Source organism: Zoogloea ramigera (assembly GCF_006539865.1).
GTDB lineage: Bacteria > Pseudomonadota > Gammaproteobacteria > Burkholderiales > Rhodocyclaceae > Zoogloea > Zoogloea ramigera.
The window spans coordinates 22,486-47,755 of record NZ_BJNV01000023.1; the positions used below are offsets into that span (position 1 = coordinate 22,486).

The 25,270-nt window shown below is 58.7% G+C and carries 20 protein-coding genes; 9 read left to right on the plus strand and 11 right to left on the minus strand.

Annotation, left to right across the window (positions count from 1 at the left end; genetic code table 11):
• Position 1: 1 nt before the first annotated feature.
• From panB to ZRA01_RS08445, 3 genes are all read right to left on the minus strand, one after another.
• Positions 2–820, minus strand: a complete 819-nt coding sequence (panB, locus tag ZRA01_RS08435; RefSeq protein ID WP_141351213.1) for a 3-methyl-2-oxobutanoate hydroxymethyltransferase — start codon at positions 818–820, stop codon at positions 2–4.
• Positions 821–968: 148 nt separating this feature from the next.
• Positions 969–1,607 (minus strand): deoxynucleoside kinase, encoded by a 639-nt coding sequence (locus tag ZRA01_RS08440; protein ID WP_141351215.1) that lies wholly within the window; start codon positions 1,605–1,607, stop codon positions 969–971.
• Between the two features lie 16 nt (positions 1,608–1,623).
• On the minus strand, positions 1,624–1,923 hold the full coding sequence (locus ZRA01_RS08445; protein WP_141351216.1) for a DMT family protein: 300 nt from the start codon (positions 1,921–1,923) through the stop codon (positions 1,624–1,626).
• 60 nt (positions 1,924–1,983) lie between these two features.
• Between ZRA01_RS08445 and ZRA01_RS08450 the strand changes: the two genes are divergently transcribed.
• From ZRA01_RS08450 to ZRA01_RS08475, 6 genes are read left to right on the plus strand one after another with little or no spacing between them, the layout of a single operon-like run.
• Positions 1,984–3,375, plus strand: a complete 1,392-nt coding sequence (locus tag ZRA01_RS08450) for a hypothetical protein (protein ID WP_141351218.1) — start codon at positions 1,984–1,986, stop codon at positions 3,373–3,375.
• A complete protein-coding gene (locus ZRA01_RS08455) occupies positions 3,372–5,504 on the plus strand; it encodes a site-specific integrase (RefSeq protein ID WP_141351220.1) in 2,133 nt (710 codons plus the stop codon). Before ZRA01_RS08450 ends, ZRA01_RS08455 begins: the two co-directional genes overlap by 4 nt.
• Positions 5,501–7,630 (plus strand): site-specific integrase, encoded by a 2,130-nt coding sequence (locus ZRA01_RS08460; protein ID WP_141351222.1) that lies wholly within the window; start codon positions 5,501–5,503, stop codon positions 7,628–7,630. The genes ZRA01_RS08455 and ZRA01_RS08460 overlap by 4 nt, the downstream gene beginning before the upstream one ends.
• Positions 7,627–8,112, plus strand: coding sequence for a hypothetical protein (locus tag ZRA01_RS08465; protein ID WP_141351224.1), 486 nt, complete (start codon positions 7,627–7,629; stop codon positions 8,110–8,112). Before ZRA01_RS08460 ends, ZRA01_RS08465 begins: the two co-directional genes overlap by 4 nt.
• On the plus strand, positions 8,112–8,606 hold the full coding sequence (locus ZRA01_RS08470; protein ID WP_141351225.1) for a hypothetical protein: 495 nt from the start codon (positions 8,112–8,114) through the stop codon (positions 8,604–8,606). The genes ZRA01_RS08465 and ZRA01_RS08470 overlap by 1 nt, the downstream gene beginning before the upstream one ends.
• A complete protein-coding gene (locus ZRA01_RS08475) occupies positions 8,603–10,768 on the plus strand; it encodes an AAA family ATPase (RefSeq protein WP_141351227.1) in 2,166 nt (721 codons plus the stop codon). The genes ZRA01_RS08470 and ZRA01_RS08475 overlap by 4 nt, the downstream gene beginning before the upstream one ends.
• Before the next feature lie 418 nt (positions 10,769–11,186).
• Here the strand turns inward: ZRA01_RS08475 and ZRA01_RS08480 are convergent, their stop codons facing one another.
• On the minus strand, positions 11,187–11,408 hold the full coding sequence (locus ZRA01_RS08480) for a helix-turn-helix domain-containing protein (protein WP_218028684.1): 222 nt from the start codon (positions 11,406–11,408) through the stop codon (positions 11,187–11,189).
• Positions 11,409–11,539: 131 nt separating this feature from the next.
• Here ZRA01_RS08480 and ZRA01_RS08485 point away from each other — a divergent pair, with 131 nt between their 5' ends.
• Positions 11,540–12,466 (plus strand): hypothetical protein, encoded by a 927-nt coding sequence (locus ZRA01_RS08485; RefSeq protein WP_141351229.1) that lies wholly within the window; start codon positions 11,540–11,542, stop codon positions 12,464–12,466.
• Positions 12,467–12,554: 88 nt separating this feature from the next.
• Here ZRA01_RS08485 and ZRA01_RS08490 read toward each other — a convergent pair whose 3' ends face one another.
• From ZRA01_RS08490 to ZRA01_RS08505, 4 genes are all read right to left on the minus strand, one after another.
• Positions 12,555–13,739 carry a GIY-YIG nuclease family protein gene (locus ZRA01_RS08490; protein ID WP_141351230.1) on the minus strand — a complete coding sequence of 395 codons (1,185 nt, stop codon included), beginning with the start codon at positions 13,737–13,739 and terminating at the stop codon, positions 12,555–12,557.
• The gene (locus ZRA01_RS08495; protein WP_141351232.1) at positions 13,732–15,786 is read right to left on the minus strand and encodes a DEAD/DEAH box helicase; all 2,055 of its coding nucleotides are present in this window, start codon (positions 15,784–15,786) and stop codon (positions 13,732–13,734) included. The genes ZRA01_RS08490 and ZRA01_RS08495 overlap by 8 nt, the downstream gene beginning before the upstream one ends.
• Positions 15,783–18,581 carry a class I SAM-dependent DNA methyltransferase gene (locus ZRA01_RS08500; RefSeq protein WP_141351234.1) on the minus strand — a complete coding sequence of 933 codons (2,799 nt, stop codon included), beginning with the start codon at positions 18,579–18,581 and terminating at the stop codon, positions 15,783–15,785. Before ZRA01_RS08500 ends, ZRA01_RS08495 begins: the two co-directional genes overlap by 4 nt.
• A gap of 147 nt (positions 18,582–18,728) precedes the next feature.
• Complete coding sequence (locus ZRA01_RS08505) at positions 18,729–19,343, minus strand: recombinase family protein (protein ID WP_141351235.1); 615 nt, start codon at positions 19,341–19,343, stop codon at positions 18,729–18,731.
• Positions 19,344–19,767: 424 nt separating this feature from the next.
• Between ZRA01_RS08505 and ZRA01_RS08510 the strand changes: the two genes are divergently transcribed.
• Positions 19,768–20,859 carry a ComEC/Rec2 family competence protein gene (locus ZRA01_RS08510; RefSeq protein WP_141351236.1) on the plus strand — a complete coding sequence of 364 codons (1,092 nt, stop codon included), beginning with the start codon at positions 19,768–19,770 and terminating at the stop codon, positions 20,857–20,859.
• A gap of 1 nt (position 20,860) precedes the next feature.
• Here ZRA01_RS08510 and ZRA01_RS08515 read toward each other — a convergent pair whose 3' ends face one another.
• From ZRA01_RS08515 to pcnB, 3 genes are all read right to left on the minus strand, one after another.
• Positions 20,861–21,997 (minus strand): patatin-like phospholipase family protein, encoded by a 1,137-nt coding sequence (locus ZRA01_RS08515; protein WP_141351238.1) that lies wholly within the window; start codon positions 21,995–21,997, stop codon positions 20,861–20,863.
• A gap of 532 nt (positions 21,998–22,529) precedes the next feature.
• Complete coding sequence (gene folK, locus ZRA01_RS08520) at positions 22,530–23,021, minus strand: 2-amino-4-hydroxy-6-hydroxymethyldihydropteridine diphosphokinase (RefSeq protein ID WP_141351240.1); 492 nt, start codon at positions 23,019–23,021, stop codon at positions 22,530–22,532.
• Positions 23,018–24,358 (minus strand): polynucleotide adenylyltransferase PcnB, encoded by a 1,341-nt coding sequence (gene pcnB / locus ZRA01_RS08525; protein WP_141351241.1) that lies wholly within the window; start codon positions 24,356–24,358, stop codon positions 23,018–23,020. Before pcnB ends, folK begins: the two co-directional genes overlap by 4 nt.
• Positions 24,359–24,495: 137 nt before the next feature.
• Here pcnB and hyi point away from each other — a divergent pair, with 137 nt between their 5' ends.
• Positions 24,496–25,269: a hydroxypyruvate isomerase gene (gene hyi, locus ZRA01_RS08530; RefSeq protein WP_141351243.1), complete on the plus strand. Its 774-nt coding sequence runs from the start codon at positions 24,496–24,498 to the stop codon at positions 25,267–25,269.
• Position 25,270 lies beyond the last annotated feature (1 nt).

The following is a 25,270-nucleotide window of genomic DNA, read 5'->3' on the forward strand; positions in this document are numbered from 1 at the left end:
CTCAGTAGCTGTGTTCGGGGCCGGGGAAGCGGCACTCGCGCACGTCGGTGACGTAGCGGGTGACGGCTTCGTCGATGCTGGTGGCGCCTTCCATGAAGTTCCTGGCGAAGCGCGGGCGCTTGCCGGGGAAGACGCCGATGAGGTCGTGCAGCACCAGCACCTGGCCGTGGCAGTCGACGCCGCCGCCGATGCCGATGGTAGCCATCGTCGTGAGGCTGGCGGTGACCTCGGCGGCGAGGGTGGCCGGGACCATCTCCATGACCATCAGCGCGGCGCCGGCTTGCTCGAGGGCGAGGGCGTCGGCCTTCAGGGTGGCGGCGCTCTCGTCGCTGCGGCCCTGGACGCGGTAGCCGCCGAGCTGGTGCACGGCCTGGGGGGTGAGGCCGATGTGGGCACACACCGGCACGCCGCGCTCGACCAGAAAGCGCACGGTCTCGGCCATGAAGGCGCCGCCCTCGAGTTTGACCATGTGGGCGCCGGCGGCCATCAGGCGGGCCGCGTTGCGCATCGCCTGGGACGGGCTCTCGGCGTAGCTGCCGAAGGGCATGTCGGTGACGATGAACGGCCGGGTGCAGCCGCGGGCGACGCACTCGGTGTGATAGATCATGTGCTCCATGGTGACCGGCAGGGTCGTCTTCTGGCCCTGCAGCACGTTGCCGAGGGAGTCGCCGATCAGGATCACATCGACTCCGCAGCGCTCGAGGAGGGCGGCGAAGCTGGCGTCGTAGCCCGTGAGCATGACGATCTTGCGGCCCTCGGCGCGCATCTTGCCGAGTTCGAATAGGGTGACGGGTTTGCTGTTTTCCTGCAGGTAGCTCATGGCGGTTTCCTCCTCGCGGCGGCAGTTAAACGCAATCTTGTGCGAGGCACAAGAGGGGGGCGGGGCAAAGGGAAGCTGAGGGGCGATCGGGGCCGGGCAGTGTTGCGTCGGGGCGACAGCGCCCGGGCTCGTCGCGGGCCCGCGGCGCTCAGGCCGAGTAGCCGAAGAACTCCCGGTAGCTGCGCATGGCTTGCAGCCGCGAGTAAAGGAGCTCGAAATCCTCGTCCTTGTCGACGGGGTTGAGGGATTCGGCATTCACGATGAACAGCGGCGCCGCATCGTAATGGTGGAAGAAGTTTGCATAGCGCTCGGCGACCCGCTGCAGGTAGGACTCGCTGATGCGGCGTTCGGCCTCGACGCCGCGGCGGCGCACGCGGTCGATCAGGATGTCGGGCTGGGCCTGCAGGTAGATCACCAGATCGGGCCTGCGGAGGCTGGGCTTGAGGCGCTCGTAGAGCTTGAGGTAGAGCTGGAACTCGTCTTCGTCCAGGTTGAGTTGGGCGAACAGCGGGTCTTTTTCTAGCAGGAAGTCGGACACCACGCGGCGGGTCGGGTCGTGGTGCTGCGAGAAGCCCAGCAGCTGCTCGCTGCGCTGGAACAGGAAGGCGATCTGGGTGGGCAGCCCCCAGCGTTCCATGTTCTGGTAGAAGCGCCCCAGAAACGGGTTGGCGGCCGGGTTTTCGAGCAGCACGTCGGCATTGATGCGTTCGGCCAGGCGCTTGGCGAGAGTCGTCTTGCCGGCGCCGATCGGGCCTTCGACGACGATGTAGCGCGCTTTTTCGAGCATGGGGTCTGTCCGCCTTTCAGGCGCGGAAGATGAAGTAAACGGCGCCTAGGATACACAGGGCAGCCCACAGATAGTCAAGCTTGAGGGGCTGCTGCATGTAGAAAATGGCAAAGGGCACGAACACCGCCAGGGTGATCGCCTCCTGCATGATCTTCAGCTGGGCGAGGTTGAGTTCCTGCGCGCCGATGCGGTTGGCCGGCACCTGCAGCAGGTACTCGAAGAGGGCGATGCCCCAGCTGACGAGGGCGGCGATGTACCACGGCGAGGTGGCCAGGTTCTTGAGGTGCCCGTACCAGGCGTTATCCGTGCGGGACATTAAAACTTGCTGGAAAAATTCTTTGGCGTATACTGATGTTATACAACTGAGTAAATATCAATGCCGGATTACGGTTACAAAGTCGTCTACGCTGACCCCAAGCTGCTCGCTGAAGCGGGCTTTGGGCTGCTGGCCTATCAGCCCTTCCTCCTGGATCCAGAGCCTGGCTATGCCCGGCATCCGAATCAGTTTCTGCTCGACCGTGGCCTTGGCTACTGGGATCCCAAGTGGCGAGGCGAGAAAAGGAACCCCATCCCGCCAAGCCGCATTTCCATGAAAAACTTTGCGCGCTGGCTTGCCAATGCGCTTGAGTGGGCTGACACGCGATCCATAGACCTGATGCGCGCCGATTACGTGAGTGATCTGATCGGGCGGTACCAAGAGGAAATGTTGAAGGGTATATGGTCGGCAGATAATCGTCCGCTGGCTCCTGAAACCGTTAATCCTCGGGTACAAATTGCCCTTGAATTCCAAATGTGGGCGGCTGACAAAGGATTGCGAGATCCGTTTGTTATTCCCACCACGACTGCAACCTATATTGCTGGCAGCCACGACAATAGCCGAAGCCATGAGGCTAAGGTTGTCCAATCCCGCAAAGGAAAAGTCAAGGTCAATAAGCGCACTCTGTCCTTTCCCTCGGTCGAAGAGATTGAGGCATGGCGCGAGCGCGTGCATCATCGCCCTGTGGTCGGCGCAACCGAGGGGCTGATTGTCGATCTGGTCCTTAATACCGCCATACGTCGAGAGGAAGCTGCGTGTTGGCGGGTGGATACCCTGCCACTCGACCTAAAGGACTGGAAGATTGCAAATCCCGATCAGCCCGAGGAAGTGCAATCCGTCATCGTGACGATAAAATATGGGACTAAGGGCAAGCAATACGGCATCGACGAGCATGGCGACAAGATCGGACCGCAGGGCGAGATTCATGTCCCGCTTTGGATCGCGAGACGTATCCACAGTTATCGTAATAAAGAGAGACTGATGGCGCTCAAGCTGCAGCTAAAGAAGGGGAAGAGTCTTGAGGCGCAGCGCCGAATCATGCAGAAAGCCGTTCACCTGTTTCTCAATCCATTGACAGGCTTGCGCTACACCGGCGATCAAATATATGCGTTCTGGAGTCGAGTCCAGGGGCCGGCTCATTGGAGTCCACACCAAGGCCGAGATTGGTGGGCCTGTCGCTATTTGGAAGAGCGAATGAAGCAGCACTCCGAGTTGCTCCAGCAGGTGCTCAAGACACCCAATATCAGCAGAGAGCATTCGTTGGTGCTGGCCTTGAAAGACTGTGCAATGACAGTAATCCAGATGGAGATTCGCCCGCAGCTACGGCACGCCAGTTCACGCACCACCGAGACGTATTTGCATTGGTTGTTCGCCAAAATGCGTGTGCCACTTGCCATGACCCAGCAATGGGTAGAGTTGGACGTGGAGGATGTCGAAGAGGACGACAAATGAGCATCGGAAAAAAGAATAAGAATCACCTTAGAGAACATGGTGGCCTTACTTTGGCCGGTCAGCTTCCTGCTCCGCCCAAAAGTGACGATCCTCTGTATTTTTGGACCAATCATCCCTCAGATAACTACGCTGTCGACCTACGCTCTTTCGCAGACGGTCAACATGAAAGTCCCCACCCCATAAGCAAAAATTCAGGTAAATGGGGAGGTGCTTACACAGGTCGTCCAAGCCTGATCGACGAGTTGGCACCCGCCGTTCAAGCGCGTGTTTCCCTTTTGAATAAAAAAAGCGCCAAACATTACGAAGGTACCCTCCGTGCATGGTGGCGCTTGTTCGATGCCTTCGAAACTACACACTTCGCCAGCGGTAAGTGTCCATCTAAAATAGTGTCGGTGAAGGATCTAAATGAACTCCATGAGGTATTCGCCAATCAACGAGGAATAGTAATCGGCTACTTCGTAACATTTCGTAACCTCATCAACGACACGCGAAGGTTAATGAAACTGCCAGCGCTGCTCTGGCAGGCCCCGAAAAGTGCTGTCCCGTTTCGCGAGTTGATTCCGGACGATCAGGCAAGGCAAATTAAGATCGCTCTTAAGCAGGAGTGGGAGCGTGTTCGCAAGACCTGGGCACGCAACGACGCAATCCGTGAAGTAGCGAATCGACGTGCATCAAATCAGCAGCCTTTCGCTCTCGATGAAGAGGGAGAGTGGTTGCTGAAGAACTGGCAGCATTTTCAGCGCATTCAGCAAAAAACAGGGCGTTCGCTGCCAACTGGCGAACAGATTCTGGACGGTTTTGATGCACCTAGACTGTCTAGAGACGGTTTAGAGCGGCGGGTCATGCGCTCGATCTGCTTTCCCACCCTCGAAGAGGCCGAGATCGCCTTGCACATGGCTTTAATGAACAGTGGCTGGAATTTAGGTACGCTTACCAATCTCGATGCAGAGTCGCCCTTTCTGGTGGCTCCTCATCCCAAGAATCAGGCGCAATTTGTGCTCTCCTCTGGGGTCGAAGAAGAAACCGAGGCGACACTACAGGCTTCGAAGCCACGTGCCAAAGGTAAAATGCAATTCTGCACGGGCTTGGTGAAACATACTTCAAGCCCGCCTTTCATTGTCGCGGCCTTCCTCAAGCGGGTAGCGCCGCTGCGTGAGCAGCTCAAGCAGCAATACACGGAGGCCGTGAAGGTTCTGGCACAAATGCAGAGCAGTCATGCTGACGCGAAAATCGTAGACGCACAATACCTGAAAGCACAGCGGTTGCGCGAAGGGCTTCGCAATGTCTGGCTGTATGTCAGCTCCAAAGGGGATGTTGGTTGGCTGAATTGGAGTCAGCAGGGCAGATATAAGACACACGGCCAAGTAAAAATGGGGTCTTATCTCTGTCGGTTTATGGTTCGCCTGAACGAAAAACGTGCTGACCACGGACTTTCACCTATTCCGAATATAACACCTTCGGACTTCCGGGATATTTACGCAAGGTGGGTTTACAAGCAGTCAGGAGGTAACATCCTCTCCGTGATGCTGGCCTTAGGGCATTCGAGAATCGGCTCCACCATAGGCTATTTAGAAAATACCCTCTTCGCCGCAGAGAACGACGCCCATGCCCTGCGCTTCATGGCCCATCTAATCGGGCAGCTGGAGCAGGGAAGAATCGATCTCACCATCCTCGCTCAGCTCGTGCGCGACGGTGAGCTGACGCCCGAAATGGAAACGCGACTCACGAGCTACCGCCAGCTCATGAAGAGCCGCATTGGGACTGGATGCACCGATCCCAGGCGCCCACCCGAATCCGTTGCGCCGAATCATGTTGCTGGACGCCTGTGCGGAACCCATCGTTGCCTCAAAGACTGCCCGAACGCCAAGTTCCTGCCTGAGTCTTTGGACGGAATCGCTATGCGTGTGGAGGAACTGATGACAATGCTTGAGCGCCTGCCTCGTGAAACCTGGTTGCGCAGCGGGTTCGACAACGAACTTGAAGCGGGCGAATTCCTTCTCGACACGCTCTATCCCGTTGAGGATGTGCCTTCCGCCCGCGTGAAGTGGCGGAAACGCATCGAGTCCGGTGAGCATATCATCCCCGGTCTAGGTCACATCGGCCCCCGTGAATTTGTTGAGGTCGCATGATAAAACCCGTCGCAAACATAATTCCGCTGGACACCGAGGCCGAGGGGCGTCGTGAGGTCCTTGCACGATTCAATTCAGCAGAAATCATGCATCTTGGTCGTGACGACCTGCTCGCCGCCAAAGCTCTAGCAGGGCACGGCAGCGAGTGGGGCTGCTGGACAACCCCAAAAACGCTGATTCCAGGCGGAAGAAAATCCGCTTTGGAAATCGACCTTAGAAAGCGTCTGCTAAGCTTCCTTACCAAAGAGCCAATTGCAGCAACTCCCCAATCTGTCCTTGTCGACGAGGGTGTGTTAACGCTCACCCGGATTGCGTTGCTTTTGAAGCTGGTGCCAACAGGGGGGCGTGGTGGTAAAAGCGCGATCCTCAAAGCGCCTAGTATCGCACATGTACTTTACGGAACCTGGCCCAAGCTTATTGCTCGCTCGCTTCGACGCAAGGCCGAGGATCCCTCCGTCGAGGGGTTGTTCCAATGCTTAACTGACACCGATGTCTCTGAGTTCAGGGCTATAACAAAAACGCGCGCTGAGATCGATCGCCTTCACACACTCGTCGCTCGTGGGGTCTGGTTGGACGCACCGCCGCAGCCCGATATACGGCAAACCACCAATCCAGCTACCCGAGCCGCTCCACCAATCTTCGAAACCAAGTCGGAACCCTTTCCCCCGCTGCCAGACGAATGGCTGGCTGAAATCGGCCCGCGTGTGCTATGGGTGATCGAGGACATGGGGCCGAACCTTTTGCGATTGCTCGAGAATTTGTGTGAAGCCTTCAAAGGGCTCGATTGGGCAAAGACGAATATCGGTAAAAACGTCTCGAAGTTAATTACGGCCAACCTTGAGCGCCATCCATGGTTGGATCGCTCGGGCAATCCTTTGAAGCCTCCATTCAATCTCACTACTGCAAACGGGAAGCATGGCGCGGACACCTGCGAATGGCCTCCATGCAATTGGGAGCACATCACTGTGCTGAGCATCGTGCTCCAAGCTGCCCACCTCTTCGTAACGCTGCTCTTGAGTGGAGGGCGTTCGGGCGAGATTGCAACTCTGAAGCAAAATTGTGTTGAAATTGGGCGCGACGGCAAGAACTATCTCTCGGGCTACACCTACAAGCTGGCCGGTAATCTGTTCGGCGATGCTAGAACTTGGCCCGCTCCCGACATTCTCGCCCAGTGCTTGGGACATCAGGCACGGCTAGCGGCGGCATGGAATTGGTTGCCGTCTTCCTACGGCGAAGGTCTGCCACAAACCCCGCGTTTCGGGGATGCTCTGTGGATCTCGATTAGGGTGGCAGGGAAATTTGACAAAGATTTGAATCTTGATATCAATTCCGCACTTAAAAACCTCGCCCGCCGCCTCGACATGGATCCGATGCCCGGCGGCAAGAATGTCCATGCTCACCGCTTCCGCAAGACTATCGGTCGCCTTGCCGGAGTCACTCTCTTCAACTCGCCGCTAGTGCTCAAGCGCATATTCGGACATAAGTCCATAGAAATGACCTTGCATTACATCCTCTGCGATCCGGGCGTGCGGAAGGAGGCAGAAATGGTTCTTCGCGAACTGCGCATCATGCACTGCGCCGAAGCGTTGGAGGAAATACATCAGGCAATGCGCGACGGTACGGCACTACCTGATCACGGCGGCCCCGGCGCGGCCCGCCTGATTACGGCTGTGCGCAACGAAGATGTAAAACTCAACCAATCGGGGCGCGTCTGGTCTGAAGGCAGCGCCTACGACCTCTCGCTCCTGCTCACCATGCAAGGTCAAGGATGGCGGCTGATTCAGGAAAATATTATTTGCTCTAAGGTGCCAGGAGAGGATGGCCTGTGTCGGAAGATGCGATCCAAGGGCGAACCCAACACAGCTAACTGTCAGCCTCAGTGTGATAACCGTATTGTCTTTGCCCGCAAGCGCCGGGATGTGGAGTTGAGCATAGAACAGTATCTTGATATTGCACGCCAGGCTCGCGACGATGGACAACTACTGGTGCTGGCAGCGAGCATGGACAATGCGCAGGATGATTGGGTGAGTTTCCCTGATCTTGAGCGGAAGTACCGCGCAGATCCGGAGGTTCAAGCCCTGCTAGCGTTGTGCGACGAACCGGAAGGTGAGGTGGAGTCAGCATGAGCGAACAGCACAAGATAGCGGCACTAAAGCGCGGCGCAGCCCGCACTGAGAAGATGTTTCACCAAGTTGAGGATGCCATTAGAGCTATAGCTGATGAGATGGCAGCCAACGATGGAATTTACCCCCGTAACGGCGGTGCTGTCTCGATGGCCGAGCTTGCCCGTCGTGCTGGGATTAACGAGGCGACTTTCTATAAAAAGGACAACACAGCGCTCAAGGAACGTGCCTCGCTGTGGCTCGAAGCCTTAAAGAAAAAGGAAGCTGTAGGGCGTATGCGCGTCCGCAAATCCTTCCAGCAGCGTGCCGAGAGTTGGAAAGAGAAGTACGATGCCCTTCAGAATCGACACATTATTACGGAACTTCAGTTGCAACAGTTGCAGGCTGAGCACGAAAAGCTCCAGCGTGACTATGGTGCTTTGCTGGAGCAGATGCGCCTAGGTACCGCTACTAAGATCACCCCGATACCGAAGGCAAAAACCTGATGGCCCGGCCGTCCGTAATCCCCGGCATCAAGGCGCGCCTAGAAGAGTGGCTGGATCATTGCGAGGCCGCATATTTGTCTCAGCCGGAGGCCGCCCGCAAGCCCACCTTACCCTTGTGTCCCGATGGCAAGATCAATGTCCGCGCCGTGGCCCAAGCGATCCACCTCAAGCCAACGCAGGAGAAATATCTTTACGAACGAGCAGAGCTGACCCAGCTCATCAATTGCATCGCTGAAGGACAGGGGGTGCTCCCCATCGGCTCCAGGGCAAATCAGACCGACGCGGACAAGCAGATCAAACAAAAGATCATCCTGCACGCCAAGAACGCGCAAGAAGCTACCCAGGCGGCAACGGAAGCCGTTGCAGCACAGCAGGAGCTACTCGAGCGCATCCGGGTGCTGTCAGCCGAGCTGGCGGCATCCAACGCGGAAGTGGAACGCTTGCGCGCCCGGCTTCAGGCCGTCGAAAACGGCGTTTGGGTGTCTGTTCAATGAGTGCTGGGTTTACCTTCGACAGCGACGTCACCGTGACACGCGTGGTCTCTACGCTGGAGTACGGTGCAATCTTCGTCGGAGAAACACCGGCGGGTGACAAGGTTCGGGTGCGCTACTTGGGGCGCACTGAGCTGCCCATGGTCGGTGATACGTTCGCCGTCAAAGGCCAGTTGTCGAATTGGACCGACAAGTTCCAGCGCTTACATCGGCAGGTCGAGAGCAAGGTGATGAAACGCCGGGCTGTGTTGGGCGATCTGCTTGGCCCCTTCCTGCAGCGCGTGCCAAACATCGGCCCCCAACGCGCCCAGCGGTTGATGGCGAATTACGGTCATGATCTGATTCAAGCCTTGTCCGATCCGGCCAAGATGGACGAAGTCGCTGGAGTCCTCGAACCAAACAAGCCTGCGCTCGCCGCACGGATGACCGCCCAGCTCTTTGCTGCCATGGCCGAGAAGTCGGCAGCAGATCGGGTGAAACTCGCGGAAGCGGAATTCCTAGTCGTGCTGGAGAAGGTTGGCCTGCGCGAACCTCGCGTGGCCAACCGCCTATGGCGATTCTGTGCGGGTGTCGACGCCATTGAACGCCTAAACAATAATCCCTACCTGGCTGCCCATCTCACAACCTGGAGGGTCGCGGATCGCGTCGGTAAGCTGCTGCTGCGCAAAGTTGAATTGGGAGACGATCTTGATCGTCATCCATCCCGGCTTATGGGGGCACTAGCAAGCGTATGGCAAGAGCTGTTGCAGGAGGGTGACAGCGCAGCCATCTTGCCCGTGGTGCGTGAAAAGCTGACCAAACGCGGCGTCGATGCTGATCTTGCGTTGCAGCATGCCGAGCAGATCGGCAATCTGCATCGCCGAGGTGAGTTGATTCGCGTGCCAGGAGCCGCATGGCTTGAGGATGAGGTGGCAAGGATGTTGAGGGAAATTGAAGCCACACCCGGTCATATCATTCTGCCGGATGAGCAGAGCCTAGACGCGCTCATCGACGATGCCGAGCGGGCTTGCGAACTTCGCCTGACCGGCGAGCAGGCAGACGCGTTGCGCAAGCTGATGTTCCTGCCATTAGGAGTGTTGCAAGGTGGCGCCGGCGTTGGCAAGACGACAGTCATGAAAGTCCTGGCTTACATCTGGGAGCGCCAGTGCGGCAATGTCGTATTCGGAGCCTTGGCGGGCAAGGCGGCACTGCAACTCTCGCGTGGCGCTTCGACCCCCGACTCACCGCGCCTTGCGCACACGTTGGCTCGGTTGATTGGAATGCTTGCCCAACAGGCAGCCTTCGAGGCAGACCCTGTCAATCAACGTCGCCCCGAAATCGAGTTCAACAACAAGACGCTCCTGGTCATCGACGAGGCGGGGATGATGGACACGCCTACGTTCTATCAATTGCTCAAGTTGCTGCCCAAGGGTGTGCGGATTCTTCTGGCTGGAGATGACGGACAGCTGTTCCCAGTCGCCTTCGGCAAAATTTTCCATGATCTGGTGGAGGAGAGGTCGCGTGTCGCCATGCTGACAAAGGTTTTGCGGCAGGCGGAGGGCAGCACGATTCCTCTGGCGGCCCACCAGATCCGGAACGGCAGTGCACCAGTCCTGACCGGTTGGAAAGGCGAAACGAAAGGTGTGTTCCTTGTCGATTCAGAGCAACTCGATTCGCTACAACGCAGCGACGATTTCATGCTGATTGCAGCGCGAAGGCAAACGGTCGATTCTTGGAACGAGTGTGAATCGTTGAAGCGAAGAACGGATCGCGTGCAGATTCGGCGCCTAGGGCCTTTGGCTACAATAGCTTCAGGTGACCCTATCATCATCACCCGAAACCGCTACAAGTACGGTCTTTTCAATGGGTTGCTTGGTACTGTAACCAACATTGACGGCGAGTTGGTGCAAGTGCATTTTGATGATGAGAAGGAGCCCCGGGAACTACCCCAGGAAGCCGAGGTGGACGTTGAATTGGCCTACGCCATAACCTGTCACAAAGCGCAGGGCAGCTCTGCTGCAACGGTGGTTCTGATTGCGGATGACGGAATGCTGGTTACGCGGGAGTGGCTCTACACAGGAATTACCCGAGGGCGCGAGCTGGTGCTGCTCAACGCGGCTAGTCACCAAAAGCTCAGTGAGGCCGTTGCCCGGCGTGCCAACAGGACTACCGGGTTTAGGCTGTGACGAGCGGAAGGGGGGTCAAGGGATCGTGGAATAAATGGAGGGGACCCTTTGGGGAGTCAGCCGTTTATGCCGCGAAAGCCCTTGACGCCGCTGGAGCGACAGACGCTAATGGCAGCCGGGGTGAGTTAATTTTTAACTCACCCCGGCTGCCTCACGGCGAGTGCGGGGTTTGGGGCTGAGCCCCAAGGTTGTTGGCGCCGGTCTGATCTTGGCCGAGCGTGCCGGAGCCGGATTGACCAGCGAGAGAAGGTTCTTTTCGATTTGTAATCGAAGAGTTAAGTGCCGGACTCCTGATCAGTTTGAAACCGGAATCCTGCCACCAGCCTGGTCGGTTTTTGACCGGCCCCAACAGAGCGGGTTCAAACCGAGCCTGCTGAGTGAAATTTTAATCGACTCCAGAGACGGTCACAGCACCAAATCACTCTGGGAAAACTAACAGATCTGATGGCGGTTTGCCCAGTGCTCTTGCCAAGCGAACAATGTTCAGTAGGGCAACGTTGCGCTGACCTCGCTCCACCCCGCCCAGATAGCTTCTGGCGAGACCACTTTCGAGAGCTAACCGCTCTTGCGACCAACCGATTTCCTTGCGTAAAGCCGCAAGTCGTTGGCCAAACAGAATGCGAGGGTCGGTTTCGTCCACGGTCCATACATCGAAAAAGATGTACGGATGCTAGGTTTCCGATCACTTTGAGACCACGCTCTATAAGTGACAATCGGTCGCTCACAAAGTACGATGTCGGAAGTTCATTTTCCGGTTCGACACTCAAGGCTGTGTTCAAGCGCGAAGTCTCTCCTGAAGTACGTAGGCTTCAAAATCTGCTGGGCGAAGGTGATCACGTAGGCTTTCTCGAGTCCTTCAGTGGTGGTCGTTGGCTGCATCTTGCGGCAGACAGAGATTTCCTCCGGGCTTTGGCTGGTGAGGGCTTATGCATTCTGCTTCAAGGAAAGGATCCATCTCGGCGCCTTATGCAGCGCTATGGCGACTTACTGCTCGCCGGCTTGGTACGCGCACCTGTCGAGACGGTGTGTGACCTTGCCAACCGTCTTCGCTCATCACGACTTTTGGAAGTGGCTGCCCGATTGCGCAGCAAGGAACTGAGAAGTCCTCATTCGACAACTAAGCCGATAGAGCACCCCGACTCGGACCAGTTTGCACCGCTGGCGCCAATATTTCAGGTCCGCCGCATCGTTCAGTCAACTTTCATGGTGCCGGGGCGGATGGACGCTTCGGATTTGCTTAGCGCACGTAAGTCGGTATTTCGGACCCACCAGGAACGAACCCTTCTTCAGGCTTTATCACTCCGATTCCCCGGCCTGATGGCGCTACCAAACTACCCTTTGGATCAAGTTGCCGATTTAAACCGGCTTCAGCATCAACTTGATGATGAGGCATGGCTGTATGTCAAGCGCTGCCGTCCTGCTGCCATACTGGTGATTCCCGATGAGGGCGATCCCATCGCTGCCTTTGACCTGGGGCAAGATGAGATCGAGGTATCGGCGACTCGTAGGCTTGATCAGATGAAGAAGCGTATTTTCCAAGCGATTGGTCTGCCTCTGTTCCGGTTTCGCGCTGAGTCGCCTGATTCCATCACCACGGACGAGTGGTATGCGCTCTTAACGGACGAAGTTCTGCCTAAGCTGGATACCGGATTCCGGCTCCGGAAGCGTTCTGTGACTTACGGTTTTGTGCCAGTATAAGCTTTTGAACTAAGCTCCTAGCCCAAGCAGATTCCGCTCCGCGTCCACTCTGTTCACTGGCAGGATTTCTCATGTATCGGGGTCTGTTTCAGGCCTTTACTAGCTTTGCAGAACCAGGATCGTAGATGTAGTCGGTGATGCTGCCATCCTTGATCCGATCGACGGCCTCATCAATGACGAACAGCGGAGCTAGAAACCACTCCTCCGGCTGCACTGGGTGACCGAAGCGGTCATTAATGGTGATATTCAACCGAGCGGGTGTGAACAGCCTGTGAAACAGATTCTCCATCCGTGAGCGATTGATCCCAGCGAGCTTGTAGGTTGCAACGACCTCGACCTTCGCCAGAAGGTAGGTTGATTCGTTCTCGGCGTTGGCGATACGCGCCTCCAATCTGCCGCCGGTCACACCCACCTTGTGGATGACGTCGCGGTGCTGCGCGACGTAGGGATGGTCGGACAGGGAGCGCAGGACGTAGATCGTGCCGCTTTCAACGTCATCGGCCTCAAACTCGCCGCCGAAAGAGAGTTGCCCGCTCTCGGGTGAGACCAGCCGCCGCGCGGCGGGGTCGTTGTAGAACGCGCGCTGGAGCGAGCGCAGCAGCAGATTGCTCTCGGTGCCGTTGGAGAAGATGAGGCGCAGGCGGCGGTCCACTTCCCCGGCGGTGGTTTTCAGCGGCTCGCCGACCTCGGCGACGTAGAGCGTGATGCCATCGAGGACGAAAAAGTCCCCGACCTCAATCGCGCGGCGGCCCGCCTCTATGGGCTGGGACTGGCGCAAGCCGGTTTTGACTTCCGTTTGCACGCGCTCGAACAACGGCCGAAAGGTCTCGAAGTCCTCGCATGGCTTGCGATCCGCGATCTCCTCGGCGGCACGCTTCTCGGCGCTGGTGCGGACATGGCGCAGGACCGTGATATCGTCCGCGTCAGCCACACCCGCCAGCTCGGCAGCCAAGTCGTCGATGTCGATGGCTTCGTCCGCCGAAGCGGCAACGGTAGGTGCCCCAGCAAGCAAGCCCTGATGGTCTAGCGGCTCAAGCAAGGCGCGGCAATCCGGGAGCGCGCGTAGACGGTCGAGCCGCACGGCATATAGGCGCTCGAATATGTCGCGGTCTTCCCCATGCTGCGGGGCACGTCCGTGCTTCTCGGCGAAGCGTTGGATTTCCTCGAAGCCTGCGACGACGCGCTCCTCGCTGGCTGGGCGTCCACCCTTTTTCTCGGGCGGCGCGAACTCCGCAAGTTCTGCGGCGAGTTCGTCGAGATCGGCGTTACTCATATCGCCCCTCCGCCTTGAAGCACATGAAGGCGGCCGCACCTTCGGCCATGCGCCGCTCCCACGCATCCTGAGAATCGAGGGCGGGAATACGGCCGCGCTCCTTTTTGAACTGGACGGCCCGAATGGCCATATCCTTTGCCTCATCCGGCGTCAGGCTCGTACGCTTGGCAGAGATGGCGGCCGCAACTTGCTTCAAGCTGTCCTCGCTCATGGTCTTGGCGAGGATGGCGTAGGCTTCGCCGAATGGATTGATGCGGTCGATGAGGTCGATGTCCAGTTCGCGCACGTCCATCGCAAAACGGCGCACGCCGTCGATCAGGGCCGTATTGGGCGATCCGTCGCTCTCGCCTTCGGTGACAAGCCGCTTGGCCTGTTGCGTCAGGTTGAGGGCGGCGATGGCGTGCTGTCGCACTGCCTCCTGATCTTCGGCGTCAAGCTCAGGATACTTGTCCTTGATGATCTTGCCCATGCGAACCTGCGTCAGCTCCTCGGGCACCAGCTCGTCATCGAACAGGCCGCGCTCGATGGTGGGCTTATCCTGTACGAAGGCAGCGATGACCTCGTTCAAGTCTTCCTGGCAGATGCGCGCGGCCTCTTTGCTCTTGGGTTCCGCGAGGCCCTTGATCTCGATCTGGTAAGCCCCTGTCTGCTCATTGACGCCGATGTTGCAGCGGTCCGGATCGTAGCCATTCTCGCCATAGTCAAAGCCCGGCGTGGGGCCGCTATCGGGGTTCTTGGGCTTAAACTCAAAGCGCGGGGCCAGCACCTGCTCCATCAACAGGCTCGCAGCGATGGCCTTTAAGGTATCGTTGATGGCCTCGGTGACAGCTTCCTCGGTCGCATCCGGCTCGGCAATCAAGTTGGTAAACCTAGCGCGAGTCTTGCCCGGTGCGTCGCGGGTTGCACGCCCGATGATCTGAACGATCTCGGTCAGGCTGGCACGGTAGCCCACTGTCAGCGCGTGTTCACACCAAATCCAGTCGAAGCCCTCCTTCGCCATGCCCAGCGCAATGATGAGGTCCACATGATCCCGGTTGTTCTTCTGCGCCGGGTCTTTCAGTGCAGTGGATACGCGGTCACGCTTCGTAGCATCGTCATCAACCAGGTCCGCAATGCGCAACACGCGGCCATCCGGACGCTTGACGAGCTGAAAACCGGTGGCGGCGTCAATGCCCTGCCACTCCCCCAGCGCCTCGATGATGTGCTCCACCTCGCGCATCTTGTCCTTCGTGCTTTCGCGCGAATTCACGTTGGGAATGTGGATGATGGTCTTCTCTGCCGGGTCGAGGACATTGAGGATGTCATCGACGTAAGGCCCGCTGTAGAAGAAGTAGCCGATGTCGAGTTGCTTCAGGTACTCGTAGCCGTTGAGCTGTTCGTAGTAGGTGTAGGTGACGGTATCGAACTTCGACTCGTCCTGCGGGGCCAGCACGGCCTCGGCGTCACCCCGAAAGTAGGAGCCGGTCATGGCGACGATGTGGGTCTTGCCTCGCGCAATGAACTGCCCCAGGTGCAGGCCGAGCTTGTTGTCGGGGTTGGCTGAAACGTGGTGAAACTCATCGACGGCGATCATGCGATCTTCGAACGCCTCCACGCCGTAGGCATCAACCGCGAAGCGAAAGGTGGCGTGGGTGCAGACCAGGACATCGTCGCCACTATCGAGGAACGCGCCCAGCGACTTAACCTTGCCGCCGTTGTCGTTGCCCGGCGCGTTGCACAGGTTCCACTTGGGTTCAACCTGCCAGTCGGACCAGAAGCCGTACTTCGACAGCGGCTCGTCGTTGAAGCTGGCACCGATGGACTTCTCCGGCACAACGATGACGGCCTGCTTCAAGCCCTGGTACTTGAGCTTGTCGAGTGCCACGAACATCAGGGCACGGCTCTTGCCCGATGCGGGCGGCGACTTAATGAGCAGGTATTGCTCGCCCCGCTTCTCGTAAGCCCGCTCCTGCATTGGCCGCATCCCAAGCGCATTTGCTTTGGTCGACGCACCATTGCGGGCGTAGGTGACGGAAACGGACGGTACGGACTTGATCTTGTCGCTCATGCGTTGGCTCCCGCCTTGCGCTTCTTGCCCTTGGCCGGTGCAGCCGAAGCGGTCATCTTGGTATAGAGGTCAAACAGCTTTTCCAGCCGCTCGGTGTCGTTTTTGAATCGCCTGCCAATGTAGATGCGCTCCAGAACTTCGTCGTTACGCTCATGCGCAGCACGCAGGTCTGCGGGCATGTTCTCGGGGTCATACAGGTCCGCGATGGTCGCGGGGAAGTGATGCTCCCGCGCCAGCAGGATGTCCTCAGCACAGCGCGTGAGATCAGCCCTGTTTTTCTCGGTCAGAGTCGGCACCGGGAACGTGTTCCAGCCAAGGGTGTTGGAGTAGCGGAAGTCTGTTTTCATCTTGCCGCAGACGGTGGCGATCCAGACCAGGTGCAGGCGGCTTGCGATGAGCGCCATGTTCCAGAGCGGGGCGTCGTAGAGGGCAAAGGCTTCACTTGTGACGGTGCTATAGCTGTCAATTAATCCAACCGGCAAATACGGCCTGAGCTCTGATGAAGTACGGGGCATGGCAAGAGTCCATCTATGCCCAATACGCATCTCCCTCATTTGGTGCGCACGAGCAGCCATTTCATTGGCACCTGTGTCTCGGCTGGCCAAGCGCACTGCTCGAACACCTTCAATACGCCTCGCAATTTCCGGTATAGCCTCGGCCTCTGTCAGATGTTCGTCTTCAATCCATAAGCAATGGCGCTCCAACCCACGTATGAATTCAGCAGAGCCATAAATACGACGGATGAAGCGGCCCTTTTGCTTTTCGTTCAACCCCAACGCATCAACTTCGGAACGTGACAGCAACAAATATCCACCATCGACCGGCTTATTGCCAAAGCTCATTTCGGCTTGTCCCGAAAGTGGACGCGAAGACTTTTCAACAATGACATCCACGCTTGGAACCAAGTAAGCATTGATGTTAGCAACCTCTTTTAGCGCCAACCGGTCCCCGTTTTCTGCCAGAGCCTCCGTATACAGCTTTCGCAAGGCTGGTGGCTGTGCAGAAAGCCCCACAATTACCACCATCACACCCGCGTTGTGACTGGCAAGGTTGGCCCACTTGAAAGACGTATAGGAAAAGTGAATCTGGCAGCCGGTTGCAAAAATCAACGGCCACAGAATAGGCACTTGCTGCCCTTGACAGATGGAATTGGTGGACACGAAGGCCGCATTGGCTGGACTACGAGCACAGTAATCCGCCGCTTTCACAAACCAGCCAGCCACATAATCCAGCGATTTCCAGCTGTTGGTGCGCCTACCCAGCACGGCCTGCAAATCCGCCTTCTGAGAAGCATCTTGCCAAGTCGATCCAAGGTACGGTGGATTGCCGCAGAGATAGACTTCACCCCCTTCGTTACTGAAATCTATTTCTGACTGTTCCAATGGTGTTTGGAACAAATCGTCTCCCACCAGTTTGACGCTGGTGCCCTTGGCTGGACAGGCTTGCTCCCAGTCGATTTGCAACGCATTACCAGCAGTAATCCAGTTTTCATTACGCAGAGGCAGGAATTCAGCTAAGGCCAGCTTCTGCCCTCGGTACTGCACGTCGCACTGATACTCGGCGATAACCAGTGCCAGGCGGGCAATCTCCGCAGGAAAGTCACGCAGCTCAATCCCGCGAAAGTTGGTTAGCTGGATTTCTGATGCACGATCCGGCTCGCTGCGCCGCCGGTTGATCTCGGCCTCGATGGCACGCATTTCCTTGTAGGCGATGACCAGGAAATTGCCCGAGCCGCAGGCTGGGTCGAAAACCCTGATCTTAGCAATGCGCTTGCGCAGGTTGAGCAACATGCGGGCGTTGTCGCCCGCTTCCTCCAGCTTCGCCCGCAGATCGTCGATGAAAAGCGGGTTCAGCACTTTTAGGATGTTGGGAACACTGGTGTAGTGCATCCCCAGCTCGCCGCGCTCCTCGTCTTCTGCGACGGCCTGGATCATTGAGCCGAAGATGTCAGGGTTGATCTTGGTCCAGTCTAGACTGCCAACGTGCAGCAGGTAGGAGCGGGCAATCTTGCTGAATTTCGGCACGTCCATGCTGCCGGAGAACAGACCACCGTTGACGTACGGGAAGTCAGTGCTGTCGGCCCAGCGGGGGAGCTTGGCTGCCGCCCGGTCCTCACGCCTGGTGTTCATGGCCTGGAACAGCGTGCTTATCACCTCGTGCGTGTTGGATGAGTCCCTCGCGCTCATTTGCGCAACGGTTTCGGTGAACTTGCCCTTACCCCCGAAGATGTCCGTATCCTCGGCAAAGAAGCAGAAAATCAGCCGCGCCATGAAGTGATTCATGTCATGGCGGCGCTCGGCCTTGCCCCACTCAGGATTGTCCCTCAGCAGTTCGACGTAGAGCCGGTTAAGTCGGCTGGTTGCCCGGATGTCGAATGCGTTCTCGGTGATCTGTCGGACGGTGCTGATGCCCGCCAACGGGAGGAAGAAGCCGAAATGGTCGGGAAAGTCCTTGAAAGCACAGGCGACTGTCTCGCCGCTGGTTAGGTCTTCGGCCTCGAAGTCCACGCCGTCGGTGGCGAGGATGAACTTGGCCTTGGCCTTGGCCGTCGCCGGGCTGGCTTTGAGAGCGGCCAGAGTCTGCGTCACCTGCCCAGCGTTGGCGGTCAGGATGTGAATATTGCTGGTCTGGAGAACACCACCGAGGTCAGACTTGTTCGACGCCCCCGCGCGCAGGCGTTTGATGGTCGTCGCCTTGTTGCCAAAGGCTTCAAGGAAGGTATAAGGGAACTCTGCGGGATCGAATGGCTGCTCCGCAAGGTCGGTGATGGCTTGTTCGATTTCTACGGCGTTCATGGGCGTGCAGCCCTTCCTCGGGGCGTGGCCGTCTGGCTGCTATCGTTTTTCGGGGTGCTCATGTCTTGTCCTGCGTTTTTCTGGCTACGTGATCCGAGTTCCGCTCACTGCAGGCTCGCATCTCGATGGCCCGCACGCACGTAGAAATTAAGTCCGGTTGAGCAGTTTTAGCCCATCCGGACGCAGCTCGCCTTTCGGGGAGATATGACGGTAAAGTGTCTGCCGCGTGATGTCGAGTTCATGGCAAAGGTCACCGACGACGGTTTCAGGCTGCCCCATGGCTGCCATCGCTAAGCGCAACTTGGCTGGGGTCATTTTAAACGGCCGGCCGCCCTTCCGGCCTCGCGCCCGGGCGGATGCCAAGCCGGCCAGTGTGCGTTCGGCGATCAGCTCGCGCTCAAATTCAGCGAGTGCCGCGAAGATGCCGAAGACCAGCTTACCGGCCGCTGTAGTCGTATCGACCGCCGCGCCGTGCCCGGTCAACACTTTTAGGCCAATACCGCGCCCGGTGAGCTCATGGACCGTATTAATCAAATGGCGTAGGTCGCGCCCGAGCCGGTCCAGTTTCCATACGACCAGGGTGTCGCCAGGGCGTAGCGCCTTCAGGCAGTTCGCGAGACCGTGGCGATCCTCAAGCTTGCCAGACGCCTGATCCTCGTAAAGATGTGCGGGATCGACGCCAGCCGCGATCAGCGCGTCTTGCTGCAGATCAGTGGCTTGTGAGCCGTCCGCCTTAGATACTCGCATGTAACCGATCAACATCTCTTGGCTGTCACATATACGTTCGATTGTGTGACAGTGTGCGACAAGAAACGTCTGCTGTCAAAAACTGTCACTTAACAAGTCATTTATTCTAAGTGTTGCAAAGGGTCTGTTCGACTCATTAAGTGATGTGAGTTCCGAGGATATCTTCTTGGCAAACCGGGTGTCTTGACTTCGGCGTGTCGCTCCTCGACCTCCAATGTTTCTTGGAAATGGAACGTAGTGTCGTTCACGTGGAGCTCGCTTTGCAGGCTGACGTGGATCGGACCCTCAACGTCGCCCGCGCCGGAGGTGAGCAAATGAGAACAGTTCCCGAGCCGACACTTTTACCGCACGATGGCCGTCCCTCCACCTGAACACTGTTTCGGAATAAGCGCTATGAGCCCGTGCGCTACAAACTGCACGCTATGACAATCCCGGTAGAATGTCGCAAGGCGATCCCTCCTGGAATGCCACTAACGGCTCAACCGATTACCTTGGCTCCGACGCCGGTAGCCCACTTACCAAAGAAATTGCTGCAACCTCTGACATGAAACTATCCGACATCGTACAGGCGACCAAGCGGTTACTGCCGTCGCTTCAACCCCTGCCGACCCGGTTTCGGGCTTACCAACTGAAGACGAAAGGGGCGTCGTTTTCGTACTGGGACAGCAAAGAGTTCACCTTAATTGAAGCTCGGGTGACGGAAGCAAGTCGGCTGAATCTGGTCTATGAGCTCGAGTGCTGCAATAAGTCGCACATCGACAAATTGCACATCACAAGCTGGGATGAAGATCACTGCGCGCTGGCAGAGTTGCGTGAAATATTGTCGACTTGGAAGCCGCGCACAGTAGAGTATCCCGGATATACCCCTAGTACCGATAACGGCAAAGAGTGCCTTAAGGAAATCCGCGCCTACGTCACTGGCGCGAAGAATTCGGCAAAAGCGGTTGCGGTAACCCCAGCGTATGTTAAGAGCCTTGAAAACGCGAAGGCATACGGATACAAGAACGTCATTTTTCACCCGCGCCAGCTCGTCGACAAACCCAACGACAATTCCACGGTCAAGCTGTTTCGCACGGGTTGCTTTAATGTGCTGAGTTTAGGCGACGTTGAGTCGACAGACATTGCGGCGCTCATCAAGGCATCAACCGTCGCGTGCCGCGAGATTGATGTGCTGATTCTGCCCCACCATGGCGCAAACAACGGCTTTCTTACGAGCGATCTGCTTGATGAAATCAAGCCAAAGTTAGCGGTCTGCGGGGTGAATTTTGATAATCAGTATGGACATGTAGCAGCAGAGATTCGTGCCTTGTTGTCTCGGAAAAACATCCCATTAGCCACGACGACACGTGGCGACGTTATCGTTACTTCCGATAATGGGACGTCGGCTGTTCAGTATGTCGATTCCATGGGAGACACCACTGAAGTTCATAAGGGGGGCGATTTCGAACCTAAAAAATTCGACATCCTCAAGCATCCCGATGCAGCGCGCGCTCGACTACAGGGAGCGCCGTATCGCGCAATAAAGCGATAGATTAAGCAACCTTTCCTTGCTGGTCTCCTAGCAAGTAGGGGTAAGCCAACTGCACGGCCCGGGCTGTTTCGTAGCCATGGCGTTCGACGAGATCGAACTTTTCCGGTTCAAGGCTGTGAAGATTCGTCGGCACCGTTCGCGCCAGTTCGATCTCGGTATCACTAAGCCAGCTTTGTGAATCGCTTACGAGACGGGGGCTCTTCGCAAAAAGCTGACCAGGGAGCGTACCAATACGAAGGTAGGCTCCGCCATGCTCGCCACGAAGGAATTGGACAAAGGAACGCACTCTGAGCGCACGGGTCTGGTCGGTGACGATGTCCAGGAGTCGTTTAATCCGGAATGGGCTCAGGCCCCAGAAATTGAACCCGCTCGTCAGTGGTGCTCCGGCGTCGGACGCAACAATCCGATACGCGCCCTGGGCTTCATTCCGGCTCAGGTCAAATAAGGCTTCCAGGCCGAGATTGTCATAGACACCACCATCGTAGATGTGCAAGGTTGGATACGGTACAGAGATTGGCTTTGCCTCTTCATTTGACGTCCCCCAATACGGGCGTTTCGACCAACTGTACTTTCGCGCATCAATGGCTAGCGGTCCGATTCCAACCGGAAAGGCAGCCGACGTTGCCATGGCCGTTGCTAGCGGAAAATTGGAGGCATCCGCATACCCAAGTTCATAGTCCCCCAGCTGGCTGAGTTTGAATCGGAAGCGCTTTCCGGTCTCCGCCGTTGTTCCGTTAATGGTCCATTCCGGGGAAGCGGGCAGGTCTGCCAAACATTGGTCAATTCCCCAAGTCTCCTTTATTGCTTGGGCAATGACGTTGGCTCGTGAGAAAGCGGAGCGCCAATTGAGTGGTTGGAAAGCCAGTCGTCTAATTGCCGATGACTGCAGATCCCGACTCGTGATTAGGTCCCTAATCATCGGCGCTGTACGGGTCAAATACGTGTCTGACGACGGCCAAGTCATCTCAGAACGGTGAAAAACGAGGCCAATCAGCAAGCTTGCCCCCGAGACGGTGGACAGGTGACTGACTCGTTCGAGTTGGCCTTGCTCAGCCAAATATCTCAGCACTCCTGAATGAAAGGCCAGCGCACGAATGCCGCCACCTGAGAATGCTAAGGCTATGTCGTTGGACTGCATTAAAATGCTCTTTCTACATACTTCCGTAGGTTCGGCGACTGGCAACTTCTGGCCGGGTCGAGCCAAGCAGTTTGCCAAGTTCGTTGCTGCAAAGCGGCCGTACATCGCCGCCAATCTACCCAAATCTCGATGACATCGCCAACGGCAGGTGATGGCCGGTTGCCGCCTGATGACTTGAAGATGGTCGGGCAACCGATTTCGCTGGACAGTTGTGGTGCGAGTCAGTGGTCAAGTGGCGCGATATTTCGCAGTCAGGCGAAGTTCATTGCCTCACGGGGTGAGGCGAACAAGAATCGTCAAGATCCGCTGGTAGCGGATCGAGTGGGATGGCCTGCAGCGTATGCTGACAAGCACTTGCCCGAAAACACGAGCAGGCTTATAGAGCAAGCGTTGCCCGCACTTGCCAAGCGATTTTTCCCAGTACTAGCGGGGTTTTGGGATACTGGGCAAGTGTTGCGCTTCGTATACCAGGCGAAGGTCATGAACACGTTGGACGCCGCGAGCAGCAGCGCCGTCTGGGCCCAGATCGGCATTACATCGGCTCGCTGCGTTCGATGGCCTGGCCGGCCACCGCGGGCAGGAAGCTGCGCGCCGCGCCGAGCCCGGGCAGCTGCACGTAGGGCGCAATCTCGAGCAGCGGCAGCAGCACGAAGGCGCGCTCGTGCATGCGCGGGTGGGGCAGGGTGAGCTCGGCGCCGGCCATGATGGTGTCGCCGTGCATCAGCAGGTCGAGGTCGAGGGTGCGCGGGGCGTTGGGCACGCTGCGCACGCGGCCGTGGCGGGCCTCGATGGCGAGCAGGGCGTGCAGCAGCGGCAGTGCTGCCAGTGGCGTGTCGATGGCCACCACCGCGTTGATGAAGTCGGGCTGGTCGACGAGGCCGACCGGCGCGCTGCGGTAGAGCGAGGAGCGGGCGACGACCCGGGTGCCCGGCAGGGCGGCGAGATCCACAACGGCGGCGCGCAGATGCTGCACCGGCGCGCCGATGTTGGCACCCAGCGCCACGTAGGCGCGGACGGTGCTCATTCGGCAGCCGGGGCGGCGTCGGCGGCGGGCTTCTTGCGGCGGCGGCGCTTCTTGGCGGTGCCGGCCTTGTCGGGCACCAGCATGGTCTCGCGGGCGTCCGGGTTGGCGTCGGCGAAGGCGTCCCACCAGTCGGGCAGCTCCATCGGGATCTCGCCCGACTGGGCCCGCAGGCGCAGGAAATCCCACCCGGCGCGATAGCGCGGCTGCTCGAGCAGGCGGTAGGGCGTCTTGCCAGCACGCTTTTCGAAACGCGGCTGAAGGGCCCAGATGTCTTTTATGTCGCCGGCGATGCGGCGGGTGATCGCGAGCTTGCCCGACTGCTTGTCGAGCACCGCGTCCATCGCGTCGAAGAGCGCCGGCTGGGAATGCTCGCCCTGGGCCTTGCGGGCTTCCCAGTCGGCCAGCACCTCGTGCCACAGCAGGGTGGCGAACAGGAAGCCCGGCGACACCGGCTTGCCCTGGCGCACGCGCTCGTCGGTGTTCTCGAGGGACAGCCACACGAAGCGCTCGCCCATCGGCTGTTCGAGGATCACGTCGAGGAGCGGCAGCAGGCCGTGGTGCAGGCCTTCCTCGCGCAGCTGGCGCAGGCACTTGACCGCGTGGCCCGACATCAGCAGCTTGAGCATCTCGTCGAAGAGCCGCGCCGGCGGCACGTTCTCGAGGAGTTCGGCCATCTCGCGGATGGGCGCGCGGGCCGCCGGGTCGATGGACAGGCCCAGCTTGGCGCCGAGGCGCGCGGCGCGCAGCATGCGCACCGGGTCTTCGCGATAGCGCACGCGCGGGTCGCCGATCATGCGCAGCGTCTTTTGCTGCAGGTCGGCCACCCCGTGGTGGTAGTCGATGACGGTTTCGTCGGTGGGGTTGTAGTACAGCGCGTTGACGGTGAAGTCGCGGCGGGTGGCGTCTTCGGCCATCGAGCCGAACACGTTGTCGCGCAGCACTCGGCCGTGTTCGTCGGTCTCGGTGGATTCGGCGGCCTGCATGGCGCGGAAGGTGGAGACCTCGATGGTCTCGGGGCCGCTCATCACATGCACGATCTTGAAGCGGCGGCCGATGATCCGCGAGCGGCGGAACAGGGCACGGACTTCTTCCGGGGTGGCGCTGGTGGCCACGTCGAAATCCTTGGGCACCTGTCCGACGATGATGTCACGAACGGCGCCGCCTACGACGTAGGCCTTGTGCCCGTTTTCCTGCAGCACGGCGCACACCTTGTTGGCGGCGGGGGAGATCGATTCCCGGCGCACGCCGTGGCGTTCCACGGGGATCACGGCGGGTTCGGAGACGGCGTTGGCGGGTGCGGCGCGACGGAAGACCCGGCGCAGCAGTTTGCGGATCATCGGTGGGGCTTGGTCATTCGTTGTCAAGTCGCGCATGATAACCCATCGACAGGCCCGATTTGGCCTGCGAACGGGGGTTTTGATGTGATGGCCCCGGGTTTTGCCTTCAGCTTGAAACTTTTCTTGTGGGTTTTTCGATGCTGCGCTTTTCTGCCAACCTGTCCTTCCTGTTTCTCGACCGGCCCTTCCTCGAGCGCTTCGAGGCGGCGGCGGCCTGCGGTTTCAAAGGGGTCGAGTTTCACTTTCCCTACGCCTTCCCGGCCGACGAGGTGCGCGACGCGGCGCGCCGCGCCGGGGTCGAGGTGGTGCTGTTCAACTTTCCGCCGGGCGACTGGGCGGCCGGCGAGCGGGGCATCGCCTGCTTGCCCGATCGGGTGGTGGAGTTCCGCGACGGGGTCGCGCTGGCGGCGCGCTACGCCGAGGCGCTCGACTGCCCGCGGCTCAACTGCCTGGCTGGCCTGCGCGGGGCCAGCCACTCCGAGACGGCGTTGCTGACCACGCTGGTGGACAACCTCCGCCATGCGGCCGACGCGCTCGCCCCGGCCGGCCGCGAGGTGCTCACCGAGCCCCTCAACAGCCGCGACACACCAGGCTTCTACCTCGACCGCACGGCGCCGGCCCTGGCGCTGATCGCCGCCGCGGCGCGCCCCAACCTGCGCCTGCAGTACGACATCTACCACGCCCAGGTGATGGAGGGCGATCTGGCGCGGACGCTGGAGCGCCACCTGCCGCAGATCGGGCACATCCAGCTCGCCGACAACCCCGGCCGCCATGAGCCGGGCACGGGCGAGATCAACTTCAGCTTTCTGTTCCGCCACCTCGCAGGGCTCGGTTACACCGGCTGGATCGGCGCTGAATACGTGCCAAGCGGGGCGAGCGAAGATTCTTTCGGCTGGCTTCCGGGGCGGTGAC